Below are 24,961 nucleotides of genomic sequence, written 5' to 3' on the forward strand. Positions count from 1 at the left end.
CCGCAGCACCCCCTCCACCGCGGTCCCGAGCCGCCGGCGAGCCTCATGCCGCGGCACCCCGCTCATCAGCAGCTCGTCGTACGGCGTGTCCCAGTGCCGTACCGACGCCGCCACCGCCGAGGTGACGGCGCCCTCGGACAGCGCGCGCCCCGCCGCACTGCGCCCCACCCGGCCGCTGCCCCGCACCGAGGCGTGTCCGGCGATGTCCCGCGCCCGCTCCGGAGGGCACCCCGGGAACAGCCGCCGTATCTCCGCCGCGAACGCCTCCGCGAACCGCGCGTCCTCCCGCTCCCGGCGCCGTGCGTCCCGTGCCCGGCGCCGCCGCCGGGCCTGCGCGTCGGCCAGGCAGCGCCGCTCCGCCCGGGCGAGCCCCGCCTCCTCCACCAGCACGCCCTGCCGCTCGTACCGGCCCTTGCGCCGGTTGAAGCGCACGACCACCGCGGACAGTCCGCTCTCCTCCCGCGACCGGCGGGTCAACGCGGTGTCGCCGCGCGGCAGGAACACCAGGTGCCCTAGGTCGGCACAGTCGAGGCACCGCGGCGTCCCGTCCTCCAGTACGAGCATCCGCAGCGGCCCCGTCCGGCACTCCGCGCAGTGCCGCCGCTTGAGGGGCTGCACGACGAGGGGACCGGTGCGTGACGAGGGCGTGGCCGAGCGTGGCATGCTCAGGTGATCCCCCCTCCTCCCCGGCGAGGAACGCCCCCGCCCACCTCCGACGTCGCCTTTCCGTGCCCGTGTGCGCGCCCGTGCCCGGGTCCAGGCCGGCGCCAGGGCCGCCGGGCCCCGCGCCCGCCCCCTGCCGCATCATGGGCCGTGTGCGACTCGAAGCGATCACCTGGGAGCGGCTCGCCGACCGTCTGGCCGAGCGGCTCCTCGACCTGAAGCCGGCCGACGGCGGCGCCTGGCCGCGGGTGGCCCTCGACGGTGCCCCGGCGGCCCGCCCGGACGAGCTGGCCGAACGGGTGGCCGAGGCGCTGCGTGTACGCGGCCGCCCCGCCCTCACCGTGGGCGCGGAAGGCTTCCTGCGGCCCGCCTCGGTCCGCCTGGAGTATGGGCACCAGGACGTGGACGCCTACTACGACGGCTGGCTCGACACCGGCGCCCTGTGGCGCGAGGTCTTCGGCCCCCTCGAACCCGGCGGCGACGGCCGCGTCCTGCCCGACCTGTGGGACCCGGTCACGGACCGGGCGACCCGCAGCGACTACACCCCACTCCCGCCCGGCGGTGTGCTGTTGCTCCACGGACCCCTCCTGCTGCGGCACTGGTTCCCCTTCGACCTGACCGTCCACGTCCTCCTCTCTCCCGGCGCGCTGCGCCGCCGCACCTCCGAGGCCGACCAGTGGACCCTGCCGGCCTTCGAGCGCTACGACCGCGAGACCGACCCGGCCGCCACGGCCGACGTCCTGATCCGCGCCGACGACCCCCGCCACCCCGCCTGGACCGGCTGACCCACACGCCGGCCCGGCCGACCCGCGCACCCGGCTGCCCCCGCGCCCCGGTATCCCGGCCCCCGGCGCCGCTCAGCCCTCGGGCGCCACCCCAGCCCAGCCCCCGACCCCCAACGCTCTCCAGGTGCGTGGGCTCCACCCCCCGGCGACAATTGACTGCGCCGGGACTAGCGGTGCGTCCCGCGCCGCGCCGGCCGTCCGGCAACGGGAGGTAATCCATGACCACTGCCGGAGACATCATGCACCGCGGCGCCCAGTGGATCCCGGCCCACGAGACGCTGGACCGGGCCGCCCAGCTGATGCGCGACCTGGGCGTCGGAGCCCTGCCCATCAGCGATCAGAACGAACGGCTCTGCGGCATCCTCACCGACCGCGACATCGTCGTCGGCTGTGTGGCCATGGGCCACGACCCGAGCAAGGTCACCGCAGGCGAGATGGCCCAGGGGACCCCACGCTGGATCGAGGCGGACGCCGACATCAGCGATGTCCTCCGCGAGATGACGGACCACCAGATCCGCCGCCTCCCGGTCATCGAGGACAAGCGGCTCGTCGGCATGATCAGCGAGGCCGACCTCGCCCGGAACCTGCCGGAGAGCGACGTCGGTCACTGGGCCGAGAGCGTCTACTCCCGCAGCGGCGAGACGATGACGCACTGACCACCGGCCGACGGGGTCACCTCCCGGACGCCCCTGCCCGGCAGGCCGAGCCGGACGGGGGCGTGTCGGTGCCCGTCCGCCCTCGCCTCGTCCGCGCTCTCCCCGTCCTCCCTCACAACCAGCCGTTGCGACGGAACCCGCGGTACAGCACCACACACGCCACGGATATGACGCTCAGGACGAGCGGGTAGCCGAACGTCCACCGCAGCTCCGGCATGTGCTCGAAGTTCATCCCGTACACCCCGCACACCATGGTCGGCACGGCGACGATCGCGGCCCACGCCGTGATCTTCCGCATGTCCTCGTTCTGGGCGACGGTGACCTGGGCCAGGTGCGCCTGGAGGATCGAGTTCAGCAGTTCGTCGAAGGAGAACAGCTGCTCCTTGGCCCGCAGCAGATGGTCGGAGACGTCCCGGAAGTACGCCTGTATCTCCGGGGCCACCACCCGGATCGGCACGGTGGCCAGTTCCTCCAGGGGGCGGCTGAGCGGCACCACGGCCCGCTTCAGTTCCAGGAGTTCACGCTTGAGCTGGTATATCCGGCCCGGGTCGGCCCGTGCGCCGTCCTCCGCGAAGACGTCCGTCTCGACCTTGTCGATGTCCTCCTGCACGGAGTCGATGACGCTCAGATAGTCGTCCACGACATGGTCCGCGATCGCGTGCAGCACCGCGGCCGGTCCCTGGGTGAGCTGCTCGGCGTTCGCCTCCAGCTCCTCGCGCAACGGGCCGAGCGAGCCGTGCCGTCCGTGCCGCACGGTGATCACGAAGTCATGCCCGACGAACAGCATGATCTCGCCCGTGTCCACGACCTCGCTGGTCGCCGTGAGCTCCTCGTGCTCGACGTAGCAGACCGTCTTGAACACGGCGAACAGCGTGTCGTCGTACCGCTCCAGCTTGGGCCGCTGATGCGCCTCGACCGCGTCCTCGACGGCCAGCGGATGCAGGGCGAACAGCTCCGCGATCCCCGTGAACTCCTCGGCCGTCGGCTCGTGCAGCCCGAGCCAGACGAATCCGCCGCCGCGCTTGCGCACCCGCTTCAGGGCGTCGGCCACGTCGCCGCTGTCCGGGACCCGCCTGCCGTCCTGGTACGTCACGCAGTTCACGACGGAGGAGCCCAGCGGGGATCTGGCCGGGTGACTCAGATCGACGCGCGGACGCCGACGAGTCAGCCGTGCCACCTTGCGCAGACCGCCAACCTTCGAAAGGCCGGTGACCTTGCGCAGATTCCCTGCCATGGACATCTGCAACTCCCTGCGTCGGCTTGCCTGCGCGGGTCCTCTGAACGGCCGGCAGCGGCACAAGCTGCGCCGCACACCGCGTCATGGCCCGTCAGTCTGCCAGGTGGGGGTGAGACGCGGGAAAGCCTGTGGGAGCAGCACATTCCGCTTGGTTCCCGCCTGTGGACGAAGCGCCCGCACCCCCGTCGCCGGAGGCCCGCACCCCCGTCCCTCGTGAGTGGGGAAGCCGAAATTCGGGGCGGCAGCGCCGAGCGTCGCCCTCCTCGGACAAGGGCGGCAACTGGGATGATCGGGGCATGACGCGAACCGACGGATACCTCCTCGACAACCGGCAGGCCGAGGCAGCCGAGCGCTTCGACGCCTTCGCCGCACTCTTCGACCCCACGACGTTCCGGCACCTCGAACGACTCGGCGTCGGCGCCGGCTGGCGCTGCTGGGAGGTGGGCGCCGGAGGCACCTCGGTGGTGTCCTGGCTGGCCAAGAAGGTCGGCCCCACCGGGCGCGTCGTCGCCACCGACATCGACACCTCCCGGCTCACCCCCGCGGCCCGCCCGCCGGTCGAGGTGCTCGTGCACGACGTCGCCGCCGACGAACCCCCGGAGGAGGGCTTCGACCTGGTGCACGCCCGGCTCGTCCTGGTTCATGTGCCGGACCGGGAACGGGCGTTGCGGTCCATGATCGACTCGCTGCGCCCCGGTGGCCGCCTCCTGATCGAGGACGCCGACCCGGCGATGCAGCCCCTGCTCTGCCCCGAGGACCACGGCCCGGAGCAGCAGCTCGCGAACCGGCTGCGCAACGGCTTCCGCACCCTGCTCGCCGAGCGCGGCGCCGACCTCTCCTACGGCCGCCGGCTGCCGCGTCTGCTGCGCGAGGCCGGACTGCTGCGGGTGGAGGCCGACGCGTACTTCCCCCTGGCCTCGCCCGCCTGCGCGGCCCTGGAGTCCGCCACCGTCCGGCAGATCCGGGACCGGCTGGTCACCGAGGGCATCGCCACCGACGAGGACATCGACCGTCACCTCGCCAACGTGGCCGCCGGCGGCATGGATCTGGCCACCGCCCCGATGATCTCGGCATGGGGACGCAAGGCGCCGGAGGAGACCGGCGGCTGACCGGCGCCCGCGGACCTCAACCCGCCGACGGCGGTCTGCCGCCCACCTGTTGTACGGCCATGGCACCGGCCCGGCATCCCGCCCGTGCCGCCTCCTCGGGGCCGGCGCCCGCGAGCAGTGCGACGAGGAAGGCGCCCGTGAAGGCGTCCCCCGCACCGGTCGTGTCCCGCGCCTCCGCCGGTTCCGCCGGAACACGGGCGCACACGGCGCCGTCCCGCGCCACCAGCGCACCGTCCGCGCCCTGCTTGGCGACCACCAACGGCACCCTGCGGCTCAGTTCGGCCGCCGCCCGCGCCGCGTCGGCCGTCCCCGTGAGCAGCCGGGCCTCGTCCCGGCTGGGCAGCAGGAGGTCCACCCCCGCCACCGCCTCCAGGAACCGGTCGGCGCCCAGCCGCACCAGAAATCCGGCCGACGCCGGATCCAGGCTCACCGGTACGCCCCGCGCGCGTGCCGACCGCAGAGCCGCCGCCACCAGCGCCCGGCTCGTATCCGAGAACAGCAGATACCCCGACAGATGCAGGTGACCCACCCCGTCGAGCAGGCCCTCCGACCAGTCCTCGGGTCCCAGTCTCAGGGACGCGCCGCTGTCCGTGAGGAACGTCCGCTCGGCGGCCGCACCGCCGTCGACCAGGCAGATCACCGTTCCGGTCGGCGCCTGCGGGTCCACGACGAGCAGTGGCCGTACGCCGCCGGCCGTCAGCTCCCGCTCGTGCCAGTCCGCCGCGTCCGCTCCGACCCGGCCCAGCAGCCGTACGTCCGCGCAGCCCCGGTACGCCGCCCAGCAGGCCACGTTGGCGCCCGCGCCGCCCGGCACCGTCCGGATGGCCGCCGCCGTGTCCGTGCCGGAGGCGAGCGGCCCGTGATGGCGGGCGATGACGTCCGTCACCACATCCCCGACGACCAGCAGGGCGCCGGGGGAGGACCCCGGGACGCTCACACCCCGGTCCAGGCCGCCGCGATCCGCCCCGCCAGTCGTACGTTGCCGCGCACCGCCGCCAGGTTGGCGCTCAGGGAGGCGCCGTCGGTGTGCCGTACCAGGTAGTCCAGGAGGAACGGGGTGACGGCCTGGCCGGTCACGCCGCGCTCCTCGCACGCGTGCAGCGCGTCGGCGAGCACACGCGCGTGCAGCTCCGGATCGAGCTGCTCCTCCTCCGGTACCGGGTTGGCGACGATCAGCGCCGACGCGGGCCCGTCGAGGCTGTCCTGCGCGCGCATCACCTCGGCCACCTCCCGGGGCGAGCGCAGGGTCCAGTCCACGGGGTGCCCCGAGTCGGACAGATAGAAGCCGGGAAAGCGATCGGTGCCGTAGCCGGCCACCGCGATCCCCAGGGTCTCCAGCCGCTGCAGCGTGGCCGGGACGTCCAGGATCGACTTCACGCCCGCGCACACCACCGTGACGCGGGTCCGCGCCAGCAGCCCCAGGTCGGCCGACTCGTCCTGCGTGACCGTCCACTCCCGGTGCACCCCGCCCAGGCCGCCCGTCGCGAACACCCGGACCCCGGCGAGGGCCGCCAGCTGGGCGGTCGCCGACACCGTCGTCGCCCCGCTCGCCCCGGCCGCCACCGCGAGCGGCAGGTCCCGGTGCCCCAGCTTCCGGATCCCGTCCTCGTTGGCGATCCGCTCCAACTGCTGCTTGTCCAGGCCGACGTGCGGCCGTCCGTCCAGCACGGCGATCGTCGCGGGGACCGCACCCTCCCGCCGTACGACGTCCTCCAGTTCCAGCGCCACCTGGAGGTTGCGCGGACGGGGCAGCCCGTGCGCGATGATCGTGGATTCCAGGGCCACCACCGGACGACGCGCGTCGACCGCGTCCCGTACTTCCTCCGACACCACCAGCACCACGCGACTGCCTCCTGTCCGTCGGTACACCCTCATCCCTGGCGGGCCACACGCCCCGTCAAACCCTTGCGGCCTGTGGAAGAGGACACCAGCCTGGAGCGCATGAAGGACAACACCGCACGTCTCGACCACGTAGTCCTCTGGGTCAGCGACCCGGAGGCGGCGGCCGGCTTCTACGAGAAGGCCGTCGGCATGGAGCCCGTACGGCTCGCCGAGTTCACCGCGGGATCGGTCCCGTTCCCCTCCGTCCGCCTCAACGAGGAGACGATCATCGACCTCATGCCGCTCGCCATGGCCGAGCGGATGAAGATGCTGCCCGGCGCCACCGAGAGCGCCGGCCACCCCGTCAACCACGTCTGCCTCGCCCTGCCCGGCGAGGACTTCGACGCCTTGCGCGCCCGCCTCGATGAGGGCGGCACACCGGTGTCGGACGTCTCGGAGAACTCCTTCGGCGCCCGCGGGAACGCCACCCGGAGCTTCTACTTCCGTGACCCCGACGGCAATGTCTTCGAGGCCCGCCACTACGACTGACCCCGGCTGACCACGACTGACCGGCGGGACCGGCGGACCGCGAAAGGGGGCCACGCGCGCGTGGCCCCCTTCCCACGGGTCAGACGTCAGACCGGCTGTACGCCGTCCAGCGCTCCGTGCGGATTGAGCACGTACTTCCGGCTGGCGCCCTGGTCGAACTCGGCGTAGCCGGTCGGCGCGTCCTCCAGGCCGATCACGGTGGCGTTGACCGCCTTCGCGATGTGGACGCGCTCGTGCAGGATCGCCATCATCAGGCCCCGGTGGTACTTCATGACGGGGCACTGCCCCGTCGTGAGGGTGTGGCTCTTGGCCCAGCCGAGGCCGAGGCGCACCTTCAGCGTGCCGGTCTGCGCGTCCTGGTCGACACCGCCCGGGTCGTCCGTGACGTACAGGCCGGGAATGCCGAGCGCACCACCCGCGCGCGTGATGCCCATCAGGGAGTTGAGGACCGTGGCGGGCGCCTCCCCGGCGTCCTTGCCGTGGCCCCGGGCCTCGAAGCCGACCGCGTCGACCGCGGCGTCCACCTCGGGCTCCCCGAGGATCTGCGCGAGCTGGTCCTCGACGGTGCCCTGCGAGACGTCGACCGTCTCGCACCCGAAGCTGCGCGCCTGCGCGAGGCGTTCGGCGTTCAGGTCACCGACGACGACGACGGCGGCGCCCAGCAGCTGCGCCGCGGCGGCGGCCGCGAGCCCCACCGGGCCCGCCCCGGCGATGTACACCGTCGACCCGACACCGGCACCCGAACTGACCACACCGTGGAAGCCGGTCGGGAAGATATCCGACAGCATGGTCAGGTCGAGCAGCTTCTCGAGCGCCTGCTCCCGGTCGGGGAACTTCAACGCGTTGAAGTCCGCGTAGGGGACCATCACGTACTCGGCCTGCCCGCCGACCCAGCCGCCCATGTCGACATAGCCGTACGCGGCGCCCGGCCGGGCCGGGTTGACGTTCAGACAGATGCCCGTCTTGCGCTCCTTGCAGTTGCGGCAGCGCCCACAGGCGATGTTGAACGGTACGGAGACGATGTCGCCCACGTCGAGGAACTCGACGTCGGGGCCCCGTTCGACGATCTCTCCGGTGATCTCGTGTCCGAGGACCAGCCCCTCCGGCGCGGTCGTCCGCCCGCGCACCATGTGCTGGTCGCTTCCGCAGATGTTGGTCGCGAGGACCTTGAGGATCACCCCGTGCCGGCACACACGGCCGACGTTGGCAGGATGGACTCCTGGACCGTCCTTGAGCTCGAGCGTCGGATAGTCGATGGTCCTGACCTCGACCGCGCCCGGCTTCAGATACGCCACTGCCCTGTTTCCGCTCATGCGTGATCTCCGTCCCTTCGGCTCCCGTCTCTTCCGGGAGCCAGTCGGATACCAGCGGCTGCGCGCACATCCGAGTCTGCTACCGCTCGAGCCGTCCGGCCAGCCGTCACGCGGTCACGGGCCGCCGAACGTCCATGACGGCCTGGAACAGCCCCTGTTCGGCGGCGGGGCGCCGGATCAGTCGCCCGCGGCGGCCTTGCTCCGCCCACCCCGCGTGAACAGGGCCAGCGCCGCCAGCGGCAGCAGCAGGCAGGCGGCGAAGAAGTTCAGCCACACGTAGCTCGCCGTGGCGACGACCAGGCCGGCGGCCGCGCCGCCTATGCCCGCCGAGGCGTTCATGACGAGGTCCGACAGGCCCTGCGCGGCCGCCCGCGCGGCTTGCGGCACGGAGTCCGTGAGGAGCGCCGAACCCGAGACCAGACCGGCCGACCAGCCGAGACCCAGCACGAACAGGCCGGCGGCCGTCTGCCCGTGCCGGCCGCCCGCCGTACCGGCGAGGAGCACCGCGCACGCCAGCAGCCCCACGGCCAGCCCTATCCCGGACAGCCGGCCCAGCCGGTCCGACAGCCGTCCCATCAGCGGGGCGAAGGCGTACATGCCCGCGATGTGCCCGCTGATGACGAGGCCGATCAGCTCGATCCCGGCGCCGTGATGCTCAAGGTCGACCGGGGTCATCGACATGACCGACACCATCGCGGTGTGCGCCACGGCGACCGCCACGATCGCCAGCCGGGCCCGCGGCGAGGCGGCCACGGCCGCCATGCCGGCGCGCAGCGAGCGCCCGGCGGGCGTCTGCTCCTCGGCCGGTGCGAGGGCACGCGCCGTCAGCAGCGGGTCCGGTCGCAGCAGTACGGCCACCACGACCGCGGACAGCAGGAAGATCCCCGCCGCCCACAGGAACGGACCCGCCGCCTCTGGTATCCCCAGGCCGGTGACGCTGCGCCCGGCGGGTGCCGCGATGTTCGGGCCGATCACCGCGCCGATGGTGGTCGCCCACACGACCAGGGAGATGGCGCGGGCCCGCTGCTCGGGCTCGGCCAGGTCGGCGGCCGCGAAGCGGGCCTGGAGGTTCGCCGAGGAGGCGGCGCCGAACAGTGCCAGCCCGAACAGCAGCAGCGGGAAACTCGCGGCCCGGGCCGCGAGCACGCTGACCCCGGCGCCCACGGCACCGATCAGATAGGCCAGGACGAGCCCGGGACGGCGCCCGCGCGCGGTCATCAGCGCGGCCAGCGGCATCGACAGCACCGCCGTCCCCGCGACGGTCGCGGTGGGCGCGAGCCCCGACAGCGACTCGGTGCCGCTGACCTCCTTGGCGAGGACCGCGGCGAGCGCGATGCCGGTGGCCACGCCGAGGCCGCCGAGGATCTGCGTCGCCATCAGCACGGCCGACGTCCGCCGTCGCAGGGCCGCGAGGTCCTGGGGCGTCACCGGCACGGCCGCCCGCTCCACGCTCGTCATGACAGCCGCCCGGAGCCGGCGCGCGTCCAGCCGGACGGCGCAAGGCGACACACCGGACCGGCCGCGTACGGGCGGGTGAAAAATGTCGTCGTCACTGGCGTAGTCTCCCCCCTCCGATGCGCCGGCCCAACCGATTACCTCCGGCCGGACCGCCTCAACGATTTACCTCCGGCCGGACCGTGGCGCACGGCTTACCTCCGGCCGGGCCGCCTCACGCGACTACCTCCGACAGGACCGCGGCACCCACCTCACCTCCGCCCGGACCGTCGCTCACGACGTCGGTCGGACGCCGTGAGCCGGTCAGAACAGCGGCTCCGGCAGGACCCCTTCCAGCGCCAGCAGCTTCCGCTTGGTCTCCAGGCCGCCCCCGAAGCCCCCGATGCCGCCGTCGCTCTCCACGACCCGGTGGCACGGCACGACGACCGGCAGCGGATTGGCGCCCATCGCCATGCCCACCGCCTGGGCCGCGCCCGGCTGCCCGACCCGTCCCGCCAGATCGCCGTACCCGACGACCGCCCCGAACCGCACCGAGGACGCCAGCTCCCGCAGCACCTGCCGGTTGAAGCCCGAGATCAGGGACCAGTCCAGCGGCAGCTCGAAGTCCCGGCGCCTCCCCGCGAAGTACTCCTCCAGCTGACGTATCGGCTCGGCGAGCAGGACGGACCCCGGGTCCTCGACCGGCTCGGCGCCCAGCCGCGACGCGAGCCGCTCCAGCGTCTTCCCGCACACCTGCGGCGTGGCGTGGAACACGACGCTGACCAGGCCGTCCGGTGTGGCGGCCAGCATCAGCGGACCGATGGCGGTGCCGACGACGGCCCACACCACCCGCTGCTCGTCCTGCCCATGGCTGTCCATGTGCTTCACCGTACGGGCCGCCACTGACAACGCCCCCGGAGCACCGCTCAGGCAGCCGGGAAGGCGTCCCGCACCACGTCCGGACTGTTGGTGATGATCCCGTCGACCCCGTACCCGGCGACCTGCCGGGCCGTGTCCGCGTCGTTCACCGTCCAGGTGAACACCTCCAGCGGCCCCCCGTGCGGGCCGTCGAACGCGTGGACGGAGGAGACATAGCCGGGGGAGACCGTGGTGTACGACGGGTTGATCTGGTCGGCGAAGGCCGCGTACCGGGAGAGGTCCGCCACGGACGGCGTCCCCAGGAAGCCGGTCTTCACCGTGGGCAGCAGGTCGTGGACGGCCCGGACGCTGTCGGCGCTGAAGCTCTGCACGATCAGCCGGCCCGCCAGGTGCGAGGCGTCGAGCCAGCCCTCGTCGCCGAGCACCTTCAGGATCTGCTGCTCGATGCCCGGGTACAGGCCGGGGTTCTTGATCTCCAGCAGCAGCTTCTGGCGGTGCGACTCCGTCCGGTCCAGGAACTGCTGGAGCGTCGGTACGCGCGCGCCGGCGAACTCCGGCCCGAACCAGCTGCCCGCGTCCAGCCGGGCGATCTCCGCCGCCGTGAAGTCCTTCACCTTCCACGGGGAGCGGCCGGGGAAGACCTCCTCGGCGTCCGTCGTGCGCTTCAGGTTGTCGTCGTGGATCACGACCAGCTCGCCGTCCTTGGTGCGCTGGACGTCGTTCTCGACCCACTCGACGCCCAGCTCGGCGGCCTTGTCGACGGCGGCCAGGGTGTTCTCGGGCGCATAGGAGGAGGCCCCGCGGTGGGCGATGACCGTCGGCCGCTCGGCCCGGACGCCGGCTCCGGCGGCGGGAGCGGGAAGCAGCAGGGCGGCGGTTCCCAGCAGTGCGGCCGTCGTGGCGGCAACAGCGCGCGCGTGCATACGTACTCCTCGTGTCGAAGATCACGGTCAGCTCAACTCTGACAGCACAGGGTCAACGACGAAGGAGTACGGGACGGCCACAGAACAGCCGGAGTTGCCCCGCCCGCTCACTCGTGCCGCACAACTGGGGCAAGGCCGTGTTTCTTTGCAGGAGAATCGTTCGACCCTTGCGGTGGGGGTTACTCTCTGCCTCAACCCTGGCCCGCTCGGGCGGTCCCGGGAGGGGGCGCACGTTCGAACATTCCGGGATGTAAACAGGCGGAAGGGCAGCCGCGTATGCAGGGGACGGTCGACGGTTTCAGCTACGGGATCGTCACACCGCTGGTGGCCTACCTCATGGCCTGCCTCGGTGGTGCGCTCGGACTGCGGTGCACCACCAGATCGATGCTCGTCGCGCGATCCCGGCGTCCCGCCTGGCTGGCCCTCGGCTCGGTAGCCATCGGGTCCGGCATCTGGACCATGCACTTCATCGCCATGATGGGGTTCACGGTCGACGGGACCCCGATCCACTACGACAAGCCGATGACGTTCGCCAGCCTCGCCCTGGCCATCGTCATGGTCGGTGTCGGCATCTTCATCGTCGGCAGCCGCGGCGCGCGCGGGACGGCCCTGTTCACCGGCGGCACCATCACCGGCCTGGGCATCGCCTCCATGCACTACCTCGGCATGGCGGGCCTGCGCCTCGACGGCAGGCTGGAGTACAACACGCTGACCGTCGCCGCCTCCGTCGTCATAGCGATGCTCGCGGCCACCGCGGCGCTCTGGGCCGCCGGGCAGGTCAGGGGCGTGCTCTGGAGCGTCGGCGCCAGCCTCGTCATGGGCCTCGCCGCCAGCGGGATGCACTACACCGGGATGGCCGCGCTCCGCGTCCACGTGCACGGCACCGGCGCCGGCGGGCCCGGCGACTCACCGGCCTCCCTGCTCGCGCCGATGCTGGTCGGCCCGCTCGCCTTCCTGCTCCTCGCCGGAGCCGTCATGATCTTCGGCCCGAAGACGGTCCTGGGACAGCCCGAGGAGGCCCCCGCCGAGGAGAAGCCCGGCGTACCCGCCCGCGCCGCCGTCCCGCGCCAGATCCGGCGCCCCGCGCAGACGGCCCGCCGCACCGTCCGGCGAGCCCCCCGGACCCCGCAGAACCACTGATCAGACCACGTTGTCAGTGGGGGGTCGTACGGTTGATGCCATGCGGCCCGTTTCCAGCATCGAACGCACGGTGGCGCCTTTCGAGGTCGTCAGTCCCTACCAGCCCAACGGCGACCAGCCCGCGGCCATCGCCGAGCTCGCCCGGCGCATCGAGGCCGGGGAGAAGGACGTCGTCCTGCTCGGCGCGACCGGCACCGGCAAGTCCGCGACCACCGCGTGGATGATCGAGAAGCTCCAGCGTCCCACCCTGGTGATGGCGCCGAACAAGACGCTGGCCGCCCAGCTGGCGAACGAGTTCCGCGAACTCCTGCCGAACAACGCCGTCGAGTACTTCGTCTCGTACTACGACTACTACCAGCCCGAGGCGTACGTCCCGCAGTCGGACACCTACATCGAGAAGGACTCCTCGATCAACGAGGAGGTCGAGCGCCTTCGCCACTCCGCGACCAACTCGCTGCTCACCCGCCGCGACGTCGTCGTGGTCGCCTCGGTGTCCTGCATCTACGGCCTCGGTACACCCCAGGAGTACGTGGACCGCATGGTCCCGCTCCGGGTCGGCGAGGAGATCGACCGGGACGAGCTGCTGCGCCGCTTCGTCGATATCCAGTACACGCGCAACGACCTCGCGTTCACCCGGGGCACCTTCCGGGTCCGCGGCGACACCATCGAGATCTTCCCGGTCTACGAGGAGCTCGCCGTGCGCATCCAGATGTTCGGCGACGAGATCGAGGCCCTGTCCACGCTGCACCCGCTCACCGGCGAGATCATCAGCGACGACGAGCAGCTGTACGTCTTCCCGGCCTCCCACTACGTCGCCGGCCCCGAGCGCATGGAGCGGGCCGTCAACGACATCGAGAAGGAGCTCGGCGAGCGCCTCGCCGAGCTGGAGAAGCAGGGCAAGCTGCTGGAGGCCCAGCGCCTGCGCATGCGCACCACGTACGACCTGGAGATGCTCCGCCAGATCGGCACCTGCTCCGGCGTGGAGAACTACTCGATGCACTTCGACGGCCGTGAGCCCGGCTCCCCGCCGAACACGCTGCTGGACTACTTCCCGGACGACTTCCTGCTCGTCATCGACGAGTCGCATGTCACCGTCCCGCAGATCGGAGCCATGTACGAGGGCGACGCCTCCCGCAAGCGCACCCTCGTCGACCACGGCTTCCGTCTGCCCTCGGCCCTGGACAACCGCCCGCTGAAGTGGGAGGAGTTCCAGGAGCGCATCGGGCAGACCGTCTACCTGTCGGCGACTCCCGGCACCTACGAGCTCTCCCGCTCCGACGGGCATGTCGAGCAGATCATCCGCCCCACCGGCCTCGTCGACCCGCAGGTCGTCGTCAAGCCCACCGAGGGCCAGATCGACGACCTGGTCCACGAGATCCGCGGCCGCGTCGAGAAGGACGAGCGCGTCCTGGTCACGACCCTCACCAAGAAGATGGCCGAGGACCTCACGGACTACTTCCTGGAGCTCGGCATCCAGGTGCGCTATCTGCACAGCGACGTCGACACCCTGCGCCGCGTCGAGCTGCTGCGCGAGCTGCGCGCGGGCGAGTTCGACGTCCTCGTCGGCATCAACCTCCTGCGGGAGGGCCTCGACCTGCCCGAGGTGTCCCTGGTGGCCATCCTCGACGCGGACAAGGAGGGCTTCCTGCGCTCCGGCACGTCCCTCATCCAGACCATCGGCCGCGCGGCGCGCAACGTCTCCGGCGAGGTCCATATGTACGCGGACAAGATCACGCCGGCGATGGAGAAGGCCATCGACGAGACCAACCGCCGCCGCGAGAAGCAGATCGCGTACAACGAGGAGCGCGGCATCGACCCCCAGCCGCTGCGCAAGAAGATCAACGACATCGTCGCGCAGATCGCCCGCGAGGACGTCGACACCGAGCAGCTGCTCGGCACCGGCTACCGGGCCAAGAAGGACGGCCGGGGCACCAAGGCGCCGGTGCCGTCGCTGGGCGGCAAGGCCGCCCAGGCGGCGAAGCCGGCCAAGGGCAAGGCGAAGGCCAAGGAGACGGTGCCGACCGACCAGCCGGCGGCCGAGCTCGCCCAGCAGATCGAGGAACTGACGGAGCGTATGCGCGCCGCCGCCGCGGACCTGCAGTTCGAGATCGCCGCCCGACTGCGCGACGAGGTCTCCGAGATGAAGAAGGAACTGCGTCAGATGAAGGAGGCCGGACTCGCCTGACCGGCCCACGCCCTCGGCCTGTGACCAGGCCCGCGCGTACGCGCAGTGTTGCAAGACCGACACAAAGTGGGGACCGGGGTACGTCACTGTCAGTGCCCCTGCGTAGGGTTCTCGTCATCCGCGGAGCCCGCGGGCAACAGGGGACTGTTCGAGAGGGGAATCAGCACGTGACCGTCAACATGACCAAGGGTCAGGCCATCAGTCTGCAGAAGAACGACGGGGGCAGCCTGACCGCGGTGCGCATGGGTCTCGGCTGGCAGGCGGCTCCCCGGCGCGGCCTGTTCGGTTCGCGTACGCGGGAGATCGACCTCGACGCCTCCGCGGTCCTCTTCGCGGACAAGCAGCCGGTCGACGTCGTCTTCTTCCGTCACCTGGTGAGCGACGACGGCTCGGTCCGTCACACCGGTGACAACCTCGTCGGCGGTGTCGGCCAGGGCGGGGACGACGAGGCCATCCTCGTCGACCTCGCGCGTATCCCGGTCCACATCGACCAGATCGTCTTCACCGTGAACTCCTTCACGGGACAGACCTTCCAGGAGGTGCAGAACGCCTTCTGCCGCCTCGTCGACGAGACCAACGGCCAGGAGCTGGCCCGCTACACGCTCGCGGGCGGCGGCGCCTACACGGCCCAGATCATGGCGAAGGTGCACCGCACGGGCCCGGGCTGGACGATGACCGCGCTCGGCACCCCGTCCAACGGCCGCACCTTCCAGGACCTGATGCCGGCGATCCTGCCGCACCTGTAGGTCCGCGCGGCGAGCGGCACACGACACGACAGACGACACAGGGGGACGAGGGCATGACGGCCGAACTGGTGCGGGGGCAGAACCACCCGCTCTCCCAGTCCCGTCTGGAGATCAGGGTCTCGGCCGGCACGCCGATGGTGGCGGCCGCCACGCTCGGCGACGAGCAGGGCAGGATCCACGGCGTGGAGTGGGTGGCGCATCCCGGCACCCCCACCCTGCCCGGCCTGGAGGTCTCCCGGCAGGCGGCCGCCGACCACCGTCTCGCGGTCGACCTGGACGCCATGCCGGAGGCCGTCCACCGGATCAGTGTGCTGCTCGCCCTGCCGACCGGCGTCGGCGGCCCGACCCGCTTCGGCGCCGTCCCCGCCCCGTTCGTCGCCGTCACGGGCCTCGACGGCACCGAGCTCGTCAGCTACACCGTGGCCGGTCTCGACTCCGAGTCGGCCGTCGTCGCCCTGGAGCTCTACCGCCGCCAGGACGCCTGGAAGGTCCGGGCCATCGGCCAGGGCTACGCGGGCGGCCTCGCCGACCTCTTCACCGACCAGGGCCTCGCCCAGGCCGGTCAACTCGCCGGTGGCATCCACGAGGCGGTCGCCCAGGGAGTCGCCCGCTCGGTTCCGGCGCCCCCGTCCCGCCCGGACGGCGACCGCTCCCGGCAGCCCGCCGCCCCCGCCCTCGGCCCGGACCAGAGCGGCCCCGCGAGCGCGCCCAACTCCGTGCCGCAGCAGCCGACGTCGCCGTACGGCACCCAGTCGCCGGGCGCGTCCGGCCAGCCCGCGCCGCAGTCCCCGTACCAGGGCGGAAGCGGCGCCGGTGACGGCGCCCAGCAGCCCGCGCCCACGTCCGGCGGCGGCATCGACTACAGCCACCCGCACCGGCAGACCTCCGCCCCGCCGCCCCCGCCGCCCACCGCGCCCCCGGCCGAGCCCGGCAGGCCGCCGCAGCCCGTCGCCGGTGACGCCACCGGCTGGTCCATGGAGGAGCGGCTCTACAACCAGGTCTGGGGCATGTTCGAGGACCTGGCCCGCACCACCGCGGCCTACCGCAGCGCGGTCGACTTCGCCGAGTCGCGCATGGAGAAGGAGCTCGACCAGGTCCTGTCGGACCCGCGCAGCAGGATAGGCGGGCAGGGCGACGCGGCCCGCGAGGCCGCGCAGGCCCGGCACACCGAGCTGGTCAACCAGGCCCGTGCCGCCCTCGACCGCGACATAGCCCAGCTCACCGCCGAGTCCGAGGTCGTCGAGCCCGCGCTGCCGCCCGCGTTCGCCCGCTGGGACAACCCGGCCTGGCACGCCTACCGCGTCCCGATGGAGATCCCCATGGCCGTCCGCCTGGGCGACCTCCATCTGCCCGAGAGCGCCGACCTGCGGATCCCCATGCTGATCCGGCTCCCGCTGGAGCGCGGCCTGTGGATCGACAGCGGCCGCGCCGCCTCGCTCGACGGCTCCTTCACCGACGCCCACGACCTGCGCCGCCTCGCGATGGACACGGCCGTGGCACACGCGGCACGCCTCCTCGCCGTCTATCCGGCCGGCGAGTTCACCGTGCATGTCATCGACCCCGCGGGTTCGGGCGCGCAGGCCCTCGCTCCGCTCGTGCAGACGGGCGTGCTCGCGGGTCCGCCCGCGGCGGGCGCGGCCGGTGTCGCGGACGTCCTGGCCCGCCTGACCCAGCGCGTCGACCTGATCCAGATGGCACTGCGCGGCGGAGCGCCCGACGCCCTCCCGCCCGGCTTCGACACCTCCCAGCAACTGCTGATCGTCAACGACTTCCCGCACGGCTTCGACGACCGGGCCGTGACCCAGCTGCGCTACCTCGCCGACGAGGGCCCGGCGGTCGGCGTCCACCTGATGATGGTCGCCGACCGTGAGGACGCCGCGGGCTACGGCCCGCTGCTCGACCCCCTGTGGCGGGCGCTGCTGCGGCTGACCCCGGTGCCGGACGACCACCTGGCCGACCCGTGGGTCGGGCACGCCTGGACCTATGTGCCCCCGCTGGTACCGCCCGGCAGCCAGGTGCTCCAGCAGGTGCTCACCCAGGTCGCCGCCGCCCGCGCCAAGCATTGGTAAAAGGCTCCTGACCTGCTCACTTGGCATCTCTTTTGCCAAGCGCTTTACCTTTCCTTGGTGATTGGGTTACTGTTGATCCCACGGAGGGGAGTACTCCCTGTCTGCTGCGGCGTACCCGTCAATACGGATCAGGCCAGATCCCGGGGCGTCGGCCCATCGTGGGTGGAAGAGACCTCCGGCGCGCGACGACGCTGACATCTGCCGTTACGACTGCCGGAGGCGCAGTGGAAGTTTCAACGACCCTGTGGGTCCTGACCATCGTGGGCCTCGCCGCCCTCATCGCCGTCGACTTCTTCATCGGCCGCAAGCCGCATGACGTGTCGATCAAGGAAGCCGGAATCTGGACCGTCGTCTGGATCGCCCTGGCCGGCCTGTTCGGCCTCGGCCTGCTGATCTTCGGCGGGGGACAGGCGGGCGGCGAGTTCTTCGCCGGCTTCATCACCGAGAAATCGCTGAGCGTCGACAACCTCTTCGTCTTCGTCCTGATCATGGCGAAGTTCGCGGTGCCCTCGCAGTACCAGCAGCGTGTGCTGCTGGTCGGTGTCCTCATAGCCCTGGTGCTGCGGGCCATCTTCATCGCCGCGGGCGCCGCCATCCTCGCCAGCTTCTCGTGGGTGTTCTACCTCTTCGGCGCCTTCCTCATCTGGACGGCCTGGAAGCTCATCCAGGAGGCCCGGGCCGGCCAGGAGGACGAGGAGTTCGAGGAGAACAAGCTGCTCAAGGCCGCCGAGCGCAGGTTCGGTGTCGCCGACCGCTACCACGGCACCAAGCTGTGGATCCGGGAGAACGGCAAGCGGGTCATGACCCCGATGCTGGTCGTGATGCTCGCGATCGGCACGACGGACGTGCTCTTCGCCCTGGACTCCATCCCGGCGATCTTCGGCCTGACGCAGGACCCGTACATCGTCTTCACCGCGAACGCCTTCGCGCTGATGGGTCTGCGGCAGCTGTACTTCCTCATCGGCGGCCTGCTGCGCAAGCTGGTCCACCTGAGCTACGGCCTGTCGATCATCCTCGGCTTCATCGGCGTGAAGCTGGTGCTGCACGCCCTGCACGAGTCGGGGGTCCACGTCCCCGAGATCAGCATCCCGGTCTCGCTCGGCGTGATCTGCTCCGTCCTGATCGTCACCACCCTCACCAGCCTCAGGGCCTCGAAGAAGCAGGCGGAGGCCGAGGCGGTGCGCCAGGACGGCGAGGGCACCCCCAAGGACAGCATCGACGTCTGACCGCCCACCGCGGCAGCACGTCGAGGACCGACAGCGGGAGTGGTGTCCGGCTCAGCGCCGGGCACCACTCCCCGTGCATGGCCGACCGCCCACCGGGCGATCGGCTCCGACCTGGACCGCGACGTACAGGAGATGACCGATTTCGCACCACGACACCCGACACACGCGCCCCCCGGCCGACGAGGGTGCCGCGGCACCGCCCGAGCACTCCTCAGACAATGCGAACCCGAAGAGCCTTTGCGACGATCGCTCCATGATCGATCGGCTGAGACCGCTCGCTGCCCGGTGGACGACCGTCGTGCCGGTGCTCGCGGCCGTGCTGCTGGTCCTCACCTGGGGCCGGGACCTGCCCGGCCCGGTCGTCGCGGTGGTCACTCTGGTCCTCGCCGGAGCCGTCCTCGCCGCCGTCCATCACGCCGAGGTGGTCGCCCACCGGGTGGGTGAACCCTTCGGCTCCCTCGTTCTCGCCGTCGCCGTCACGATCATCGAGGTAGCCCTCATCGTGACCCTCATGCTCGACGGCGGCGACAAGAGCGCCACCCTGGCCCGGGACACCGTCTTCGCGGCCGTGATGATCACCTGCAACGGCATCGTCGGCCTGTGCCTCCTGGTCGCCTCCCTGCGGCACCGTACGGCGGTCTTCAACCCCGAGGGCACCGGCGCCGCCCTGGCGACCGTCGCCACACTCGCCACCCTCAGCCTGGTGCTGCCCACCTTCACCACCAGCAAGCCCGGAGCCGAGTTCTCCACGGTGCAACTGTCGTTCGCCGCGGTCTCCTCGCTGATCCTCTACGGCCTGTTCGTGACGACCCAGACCGTGCGGCACCGCGACTACTTCCTGCCGGTCAGCCGCAAGGGCGAGGTCATCACCTCCGACGCGCACGCCGACGCGCCCTCGAAGCGCGCCGCGCTCACCAGCCTCGGCCTGCTCGGCCTCGCCCTGGTCGGCGTGGTCGGCCTGGCCAAGGGAGTGTCACCCACCATCGAGTCCGGCGTGCAGGCGGCCGGACTGCACCACGCCGTCGTCGGTGTGATCATCGCCCTGCTGGTGCTGCTGCCCGAGACGATCGCCGCCCTGCGCGCCGCCCGCCGAGACCGCGTGCAGACCAGCCTGAACCTGGCCCTCGGCTCGGCGATGGCCAGCATCGGCCTCACCATCCCCGCGGTGGCGCTGGCCTCCCTCTGGCTGTCCGGCCCGCTCGTCCTGGGACTCGGCCCCACCCATATGGTGCTGCTGGCCCTGACGGTGGTGGTGAGCTCGCTGACGGTCGTCCCCGGGCGGGCGACACCGCTCCAGGGCGGCGTCCACCTCGTGCTGTTCGCGGCGTATCTGGAGCTCGCGATCAACCCGTGAGCCCGCGTCGGCGGCACGGCACGTCACCGGGTCCGGTCATCCGGTGGCGGGCTCGGCCGCCGGCGTCACCGCCGCCACCGGGCGGGTCTCGGGCAGCAGCGCGAAACAGCCCAGGCTGAGCAGCGCGATCCCCGTCAGATACACGCCCACACTCCAGGGCACCCTTCCGCCCTGCCCGGCGAGCGCCGTCGCCACGATCGGCGTGAGCGCGCCGCCGAGGACCCCGCCGAGGTTGTAGCCGACGGCGGCACCCGTGCAACGCACGCGGGGCTCGTACAGCTCCGGCAGATACGCGGCGATCACCGCGAACATGGTGATGAACGCGATCAGCGCGCCGGTCAGGCCCAGGAACATCGGCAGGGGCCGGCCCGTCGCGAGCAGCGCGACCATCGGCAGCATCCACAGCGCGGCCGCGGCGCATCCCGCCAGGCACAGCGGCCGCCGCCCGTACCGGTCGCCGAGCAGCGCCATCACCGGGGTGAGCGCGCCCTTCACCACCACCGCGCCCATCACACACGTCAGCATGACGGTACGGCTCACCCCGAGCCGTTCCGTGCCGTAGGCGAGCGACCAGGTCGAGACCGCGTAGAAGATCGCGTACCCGACCGAGAGCGCACCGGCCGTCAGCAGCAGAAGCCGCCAGTGGTCGCGCACCACCTCGACGAGCGGCACGCGCGCGTGGTCGTCGATCTCCAGGAACCGCGGACTCTCCGCGAGCGACGACCGCAGCCACAGGCCCGCCACCGCGAGCACCCCGGCGGCCCAGAACGGCACCCGCCAGCCCCACGCCGCGAACTGCTCCTCGGACAGCCCAGCCGACAGCCCCAGCACCACCCCGTTGGCCAGCAGGAAGCCCAGCGCCGGACCGACCTGCGGGAAACTCGACCACAGCGCCCGCCGATGGGCAGGCGCGTGCTCCACGGTCAGCAGGACGGCCCCGCCCCACTCGCCGCCGAGCCCCAGCCCCTGCAGAAAGCGCAGCACGAGCAGAAGCAGGGGCGCGGCCACGCCGATCGACCCGTACGTCGGCACACAGCCGACCGCGACCGTGGAGGCGCCGGTCAGCAGGAGCGAGGCGACGAGGACCGGCCGCCGCCCGCGCCGGTCCCCGATGTGCCCGAACAGCACCGAGCCCAGCGGCCGCGCCACGAAGCCCACGCCGAACGTGGCGAAGGCGGCCAGCGTCCCCGCCACCGGCGAGAACGTGGGGAAGAACAACGGCCCCAGCACCAGGGCCGCCGCGGTGCCGTAGACGAAGAAGTCGTAGAACTCGATGGCCGTCCCGGCGAGCGACGCGCCCGCGAGCCGCAGCATGGAAGGCGCCCTTACGGTGCGTACATCGCGCATGCCCGGTCAACTACCCAGCGTGACAACTGGTTACGGGGGCGTGCGGGCGCGCGGGGGTCGGTCAGTATGTGACCGTGATGCGCCGGGCGGGACCGTCGACGCGCACCGTGCCGCCGTAAGGGATCACCAGTTGTGGATCGGTGTGACCGAAGTCGACGTCGAAGACGATCATCGTGTCGGGGGCGTACGCCTTCATCGCGCGCTCGACGGCCGCGCGCTGCTCGGCGGCGTACTCGGCGGCCTCCTCCGGGGAGGTGGGGCGCTCGAAGGACCACGTCTTCGCCCGGCCCATGAGCAGCGCGGAGAAGCGCTGGAGCAGCCCGCGCTCGCCCATGTTCCGCAGGGTGCGGAAGACCTCCTCGCCGCTGGGCATCTCCTCGCTCGTCTCCAGCAGCAGGACGCCCCCGTCGTACTCGGTGAGGTCGTGGGCGATCTCGCGGTCCGCCATCAGCAGCCAGCCGAGGATCTCCAGACAGCCGCCCCAGGTGCGGCCCTCCACGACGCGGTCGGCGTTGACCCAGCTCCAGGGGTCGGCGGGCCGCAGCTCCGCCTCCGAGTCGAACGTCGCGGGATCGGCCCAGTCGCGGTTGATGTCGTTCCAGCGTTCGGCGGGGCTCAGGATGTACGCGCCGGAGGTGAAGAGCGCGGCCCGCAGGGAGTCGGCGGTCTGCGGGTTCATGGCGCCGGGGCGGCCGAGCTCGACCATCACGCTGCCCCCGTGGTAGGCGACGATCCCGGTGTTGCGCAGGAACATCAGCAGGTTCGTGTTGTCGCTCATCCCGAAGAACGGCTTCGGGTTGGCCCGGATCAACTCCCGGTCCAGATACGGCAGCACGGTGATCTGGTCGTCGCCGCCGATGGACGCGATGACCGCCTTGACGTCCGGATCGGCGAAGGCGGCGTGGATGTCGTCCGCCCGCTGCTGAGGCGTCGACCCCATCGTTCGGGTCGCCGGATACTCGACCGGTTCGAGCCCGAAGTCCTCACGCAGCCGCTTCAAGCCCAGCTCGAACGGTTGAGGGAAGAGCCCGGGCAGCCCGGCGCCGGGCGAGATGACGGCGACACGGTCACCGGGGGAGGGCTTGGGCGGATAGGAGATCATGGTCATGCCCAGAGAGTAGGCGGCCGGGAAAGCCGACCGCACCGTGATAAACCGGGGTCCGAGCAGCGGTGGTTCCCGCACCGCGCGACCCCGAAACGGACCGGAGGAACCGTGCCCCGCACCCTCGCCGACGCACCCGTCATGATCTTGAACGGCCCCAACCTGAACCTGCTCGGCCAGCGGCAGCCGGAGATCTACGGCTCCGAGACCCTCGCGGACGTGGAGGCACTGTGCGCCAGGACGGCGGCCGCCCACGGCGGCACCGTCGACTTCCGCCAGTCCAACCACGAGGGCGAACTGGTCGACTGGATCCACGAGGCCCGGCTCGGCCACTGCGGCATCGTGATCAACCCGGGCGCCTACTCGCACACCTCCGTGGCGATCCTGGACGCCCTCAACACCTGCGACGGGCTGCCCGTGCTGGAGGTCCACATCTCCAACATCCACCGGCGCGAGTCGTTCCGGCACCACTCCTACGTCTCCCTGCGGGCCGACGGGGTCATCGCGGGGTGCGGTGTGCAGGGCTACGCGTTCGGGGTGGAGCGGGTCGCGGCGCTGGCCGGGTCGGGCCGCGCGGACACCTGACCGGGCGGCTCGCCGGGGCCGCCGGCCGAGGGCGGGGATGGGAAGACCGGCGGCCCGTACCGCTCAGGAGCCGTCATCCTGCGCGGGGCACCACCAGTGGACCGCGCGCCGTCGCACGCCGGGAGCGCACGCGTGGCCCCACCGCGTGCGCGGCGTTCACACGGGGCGCGTACGCCGGGGATCCAAGCCGCTGCCGTACCCCGGCTCGGCCTCACCAGCCGCGGGCGCGCCACTCCGGCAGATGCGGGCGCTCGGCGCCCAGCGTGGTGTCGTCGCCGTGCCCGGGGTAGACCCAGGTCTCGTCGGGCAGCACGTCGAAGATCTTGGTCTCGACGTCGTGGATCAGGCGGGCGAACGCCTCGGGATCCTTACGGGTGTTGCCCACACCGCCCGGGAAGAGGCAGTCGCCGGTGAACACATGCGGATGCCCGTGCGGGTCGTCGTAGACCAGGGCGATCGAACCCGGCGTGTGCCCGACCAGATGGCGCGCGGTGAGCTCCACGCGCCCCACCCGGATGACGTCGCCGTCGTCCAGGAGGACGTCGGTGGGGACCGGGATGCCGTCCGCGTCCTCGCGTCCGGCGTAGGTGCGCGCGCCGGTGGCCTCCACGACGGCGGCGAGGGCCTGCCAGTGGTCGCCGTGCTGGTGGGTGGTGACGACGGACGCGATGCCGTCGTCACCGATCGTGCCCAGCAGGGTGTCCGCGTCGTTGGCGGCGTCGATCAGCAGTTGCTCGTCCGTGGCCCTGCAGCGCAGCAGATAGGCGTTGTTGTCCATCGGGCCGACCGCGATCTTGGTGATCATCAGGTCCTTGAGCTCGTGCACGTCGGCGGGGCCACCGACCGTCACCTGTCCGCTGTACGTCATGGCGGCAGCCTATAGCGGGACGCTGACAAGCGGCCGTCCCGGACGCCGGGAAAGCCCACGGCTTGCTAGAGCGGCGGCAGCGTCGGCAGGGTGCCGCCCTCGACGGTCAGCGCGGAGCCCGTGCGGCGGCCGGCGAGCCAGCCGAGCAGGTTGGGTCCGGTGCCCCGGACGGTGATCGCCGGCTCGTCCGCGTGCCGGCCCGTGCGCCACACGCGCGTGCCGTCCGTCAGCCGGACCGGCTCGACGTCCGCGTTGCCCGCGAAGCGCTCCGTGAGGAAGTCCGTCTCGCGCTCCAGGAACTCGGCGGGCAGGTCCTCCAGCTCGTACCCGACGCCCAGGTCGACGTGGTGCAGCTCCACCTCGATCCAGCGCCGGAAAGGGATGCGGGCGGCGGCGTCCGTCACACCGTTGCGCAGCTCCACCGTGCGCGACCAGTCGGCGGGCGCGGCCGCGGCCTGCTGGAAGCGGTCGGCGCTCTGCCGGACGTCGGTGAGCTGGACGTCCAGCGGGCGGGAGGCGTCCCGCTCGATGTCGGCGTCGCGGGCCGCGGCGGAGGCGTACATGGGACGGCCCTCGAGAACGTTCACCAAAGCGTCCGCGTTACGGGCGAGGTGGGCGAGGACATGACCGCGGCTCCAGCCGGGAAGCCGTGACGGCTCGGTCACAGAGGCGTTGTCCAGCTTGCCGACTGCGGTGAGCAGCCGTTCGGTCGCCTCGCGTACGGACTCCAGGTCACGAGCGTGATCAATCATGGGCCTGACATTAGCTCCACCACACCTTTGGGTGAAGGTGGTGAACAACGCCCTTAAATCGAATGCGCGTGCTATAGGCTCGATCGCGGCGTCGGGCATGCTGGATGGCCCGGGATTGTTGTCCCTCACGGAATCCGACCGGCGTTGTCAGTGGCTCCCCCTAGTCTGGAAATGACGGGGGCCTCGCCCCTGTCACTTCTCTCAAGAAAGGTGCGGAC

23 protein-coding genes are annotated in these 24,961 nt (G+C 71.8%); 11 read left to right on the forward strand and 12 right to left on the reverse strand.

The window, feature by feature from the left end:
- On the reverse strand, window positions 1–663 hold a 663-nt coding region (locus KBY32_RS32100; protein WP_210982557.1), incomplete at its 3' end, for a DUF2293 domain-containing protein.
- A 152-nt stretch (window positions 664–815) separates the two neighbouring features.
- On the opposite strand from KBY32_RS32100, the gene KBY32_RS32105 reads away from it, so the two are divergent.
- Entirely contained in the window at window positions 816–1,448 is a 633-nt protein-coding gene (locus tag KBY32_RS32105) for a uridine kinase (RefSeq protein ID WP_210982558.1), read from the forward strand.
- Between the two features lie 218 nt (window positions 1,449–1,666).
- On the forward strand, window positions 1,667–2,104 hold the full coding sequence (locus tag KBY32_RS32110; RefSeq protein WP_108706373.1) for a CBS domain-containing protein: 438 nt from the start codon (window positions 1,667–1,669) through the stop codon (window positions 2,102–2,104).
- Between the two features lie 112 nt (window positions 2,105–2,216).
- Here KBY32_RS32110 and KBY32_RS32115 read toward each other — a convergent pair whose 3' ends face one another.
- Window positions 2,217–3,344, reverse strand: coding sequence for a magnesium and cobalt transport protein CorA (locus tag KBY32_RS32115; RefSeq protein ID WP_210982559.1), 1,128 nt, complete (start codon window positions 3,342–3,344; stop codon window positions 2,217–2,219).
- Window positions 3,345–3,637: 293 nt separating this feature from the next.
- Here KBY32_RS32115 and KBY32_RS32120 point away from each other — a divergent pair, with 293 nt between their 5' ends.
- Window positions 3,638–4,450 carry a methyltransferase domain-containing protein gene (locus KBY32_RS32120; protein ID WP_055621501.1) on the forward strand — a complete coding sequence of 271 codons (813 nt, stop codon included), beginning with the start codon at window positions 3,638–3,640 and terminating at the stop codon, window positions 4,448–4,450.
- Between the two features lie 16 nt (window positions 4,451–4,466).
- Here the strand turns inward: KBY32_RS32120 and KBY32_RS32125 are convergent, their stop codons facing one another.
- Both KBY32_RS32125 and KBY32_RS32130 read right to left on the reverse strand, forming a co-directional pair.
- The gene (locus KBY32_RS32125; RefSeq protein ID WP_210982560.1) at window positions 4,467–5,387 is read right to left on the reverse strand and encodes a carbohydrate kinase family protein; all 921 of its coding nucleotides are present in this window, start codon (window positions 5,385–5,387) and stop codon (window positions 4,467–4,469) included.
- Window positions 5,384–6,292, reverse strand: coding sequence for a pseudouridine-5'-phosphate glycosidase (locus KBY32_RS32130; RefSeq protein WP_181890296.1), 909 nt, complete (start codon window positions 6,290–6,292; stop codon window positions 5,384–5,386). The genes KBY32_RS32125 and KBY32_RS32130 overlap by 4 nt, the downstream gene beginning before the upstream one ends.
- A gap of 99 nt (window positions 6,293–6,391) precedes the next feature.
- Here KBY32_RS32130 and KBY32_RS32135 point away from each other — a divergent pair, with 99 nt between their 5' ends.
- A complete protein-coding gene (locus KBY32_RS32135; RefSeq protein ID WP_210982603.1) occupies window positions 6,392–6,820 on the forward strand; it encodes a VOC family protein in 429 nt (142 codons plus the stop codon).
- 86 nt (window positions 6,821–6,906) lie between these two features.
- Here the strand turns inward: KBY32_RS32135 and fdhA are convergent, their stop codons facing one another.
- From fdhA to KBY32_RS32155, 4 genes are all read right to left on the reverse strand, one after another.
- Complete coding sequence (gene fdhA, locus KBY32_RS32140) at window positions 6,907–8,133, reverse strand: formaldehyde dehydrogenase, glutathione-independent (RefSeq protein WP_055621498.1); 1,227 nt, start codon at window positions 8,131–8,133, stop codon at window positions 6,907–6,909.
- 177 nt (window positions 8,134–8,310) lie between these two features.
- Entirely contained in the window at window positions 8,311–9,591 is a 1,281-nt protein-coding gene (locus KBY32_RS32145; RefSeq protein WP_210982561.1) for an MFS transporter, read from the reverse strand.
- Between the two features lie 300 nt (window positions 9,592–9,891).
- Window positions 9,892–10,446 (reverse strand): methylated-DNA--[protein]-cysteine S-methyltransferase, encoded by a 555-nt coding sequence (locus KBY32_RS32150; RefSeq protein WP_055621496.1) that lies wholly within the window; start codon window positions 10,444–10,446, stop codon window positions 9,892–9,894.
- A gap of 47 nt (window positions 10,447–10,493) precedes the next feature.
- Window positions 10,494–11,369 carry a glycerophosphodiester phosphodiesterase family protein gene (locus KBY32_RS32155; RefSeq protein ID WP_055621495.1) on the reverse strand — a complete coding sequence of 292 codons (876 nt, stop codon included), beginning with the start codon at window positions 11,367–11,369 and terminating at the stop codon, window positions 10,494–10,496.
- A gap of 276 nt (window positions 11,370–11,645) precedes the next feature.
- Between KBY32_RS32155 and KBY32_RS32160 the strand changes: the two genes are divergently transcribed.
- The 6 genes from KBY32_RS32160 to KBY32_RS32185 all read left to right on the forward strand — a co-directional run bounded on the left by KBY32_RS32160 (window position 11,646) and on the right by KBY32_RS32185 (window position 20,089).
- Window positions 11,646–12,509, forward strand: coding sequence for an MHYT domain-containing protein (locus KBY32_RS32160; RefSeq protein WP_210982562.1), 864 nt, complete (start codon window positions 11,646–11,648; stop codon window positions 12,507–12,509).
- A gap of 40 nt (window positions 12,510–12,549) precedes the next feature.
- Window positions 12,550–14,694: an excinuclease ABC subunit UvrB gene (uvrB, locus tag KBY32_RS32165; protein WP_055621493.1), complete on the forward strand. Its 2,145-nt coding sequence runs from the start codon at window positions 12,550–12,552 to the stop codon at window positions 14,692–14,694.
- A gap of 167 nt (window positions 14,695–14,861) precedes the next feature.
- Window positions 14,862–15,440: a TerD family protein gene (locus KBY32_RS32170; RefSeq protein WP_055621492.1), complete on the forward strand. Its 579-nt coding sequence runs from the start codon at window positions 14,862–14,864 to the stop codon at window positions 15,438–15,440.
- Between the two features lie 53 nt (window positions 15,441–15,493).
- On the forward strand, window positions 15,494–17,509 hold the full coding sequence (locus KBY32_RS32175) for a TerD family protein (protein WP_210982563.1): 2,016 nt from the start codon (window positions 15,494–15,496) through the stop codon (window positions 17,507–17,509).
- Window positions 17,510–17,733: 224 nt separating this feature from the next.
- Complete coding sequence (locus KBY32_RS32180; protein ID WP_055621490.1) at window positions 17,734–18,735, forward strand: TerC family protein; 1,002 nt, start codon at window positions 17,734–17,736, stop codon at window positions 18,733–18,735.
- A 253-nt stretch (window positions 18,736–18,988) separates the two neighbouring features.
- Complete coding sequence (locus tag KBY32_RS32185; RefSeq protein WP_210982564.1) at window positions 18,989–20,089, forward strand: calcium:proton antiporter; 1,101 nt, start codon at window positions 18,989–18,991, stop codon at window positions 20,087–20,089.
- Window positions 20,090–20,125: 36 nt separating this feature from the next.
- On the opposite strand, the gene KBY32_RS32190 is transcribed toward KBY32_RS32185, so the two are convergent.
- Both KBY32_RS32190 and KBY32_RS32195 read right to left on the reverse strand, forming a co-directional pair.
- Window positions 20,126–21,403 (reverse strand): MFS transporter, encoded by a 1,278-nt coding sequence (locus KBY32_RS32190; RefSeq protein ID WP_210982565.1) that lies wholly within the window; start codon window positions 21,401–21,403, stop codon window positions 20,126–20,128.
- 94 nt (window positions 21,404–21,497) lie between these two features.
- The gene (locus tag KBY32_RS32195) at window positions 21,498–22,544 is read right to left on the reverse strand and encodes a S66 peptidase family protein (RefSeq protein WP_210982566.1); all 1,047 of its coding nucleotides are present in this window, start codon (window positions 22,542–22,544) and stop codon (window positions 21,498–21,500) included.
- A 105-nt stretch (window positions 22,545–22,649) separates the two neighbouring features.
- Between KBY32_RS32195 and aroQ the strand changes: the two genes are divergently transcribed.
- Window positions 22,650–23,123, forward strand: a complete 474-nt coding sequence (gene aroQ / locus KBY32_RS32200) for a type II 3-dehydroquinate dehydratase (protein WP_108706356.1) — start codon at window positions 22,650–22,652, stop codon at window positions 23,121–23,123.
- A gap of 211 nt (window positions 23,124–23,334) precedes the next feature.
- On the opposite strand, the gene KBY32_RS32205 is transcribed toward aroQ, so the two are convergent.
- Both KBY32_RS32205 and KBY32_RS32210 read right to left on the reverse strand, forming a co-directional pair.
- The gene (locus KBY32_RS32205; RefSeq protein ID WP_055621485.1) at window positions 23,335–23,991 is read right to left on the reverse strand and encodes an MBL fold metallo-hydrolase; all 657 of its coding nucleotides are present in this window, start codon (window positions 23,989–23,991) and stop codon (window positions 23,335–23,337) included.
- A gap of 65 nt (window positions 23,992–24,056) precedes the next feature.
- Window positions 24,057–24,743, reverse strand: coding sequence for a maleylpyruvate isomerase family mycothiol-dependent enzyme (locus KBY32_RS32210; RefSeq protein ID WP_210982567.1), 687 nt, complete (start codon window positions 24,741–24,743; stop codon window positions 24,057–24,059).
- Window positions 24,744–24,961: the final 218 nt, after the last annotated feature.

The organism is Streptomyces sp. RK62 (genome assembly GCF_018070255.1).
GTDB classification, from domain to species: domain Bacteria; phylum Actinomycetota; class Actinomycetes; order Streptomycetales; family Streptomycetaceae; genus Streptomyces; species Streptomyces nigra.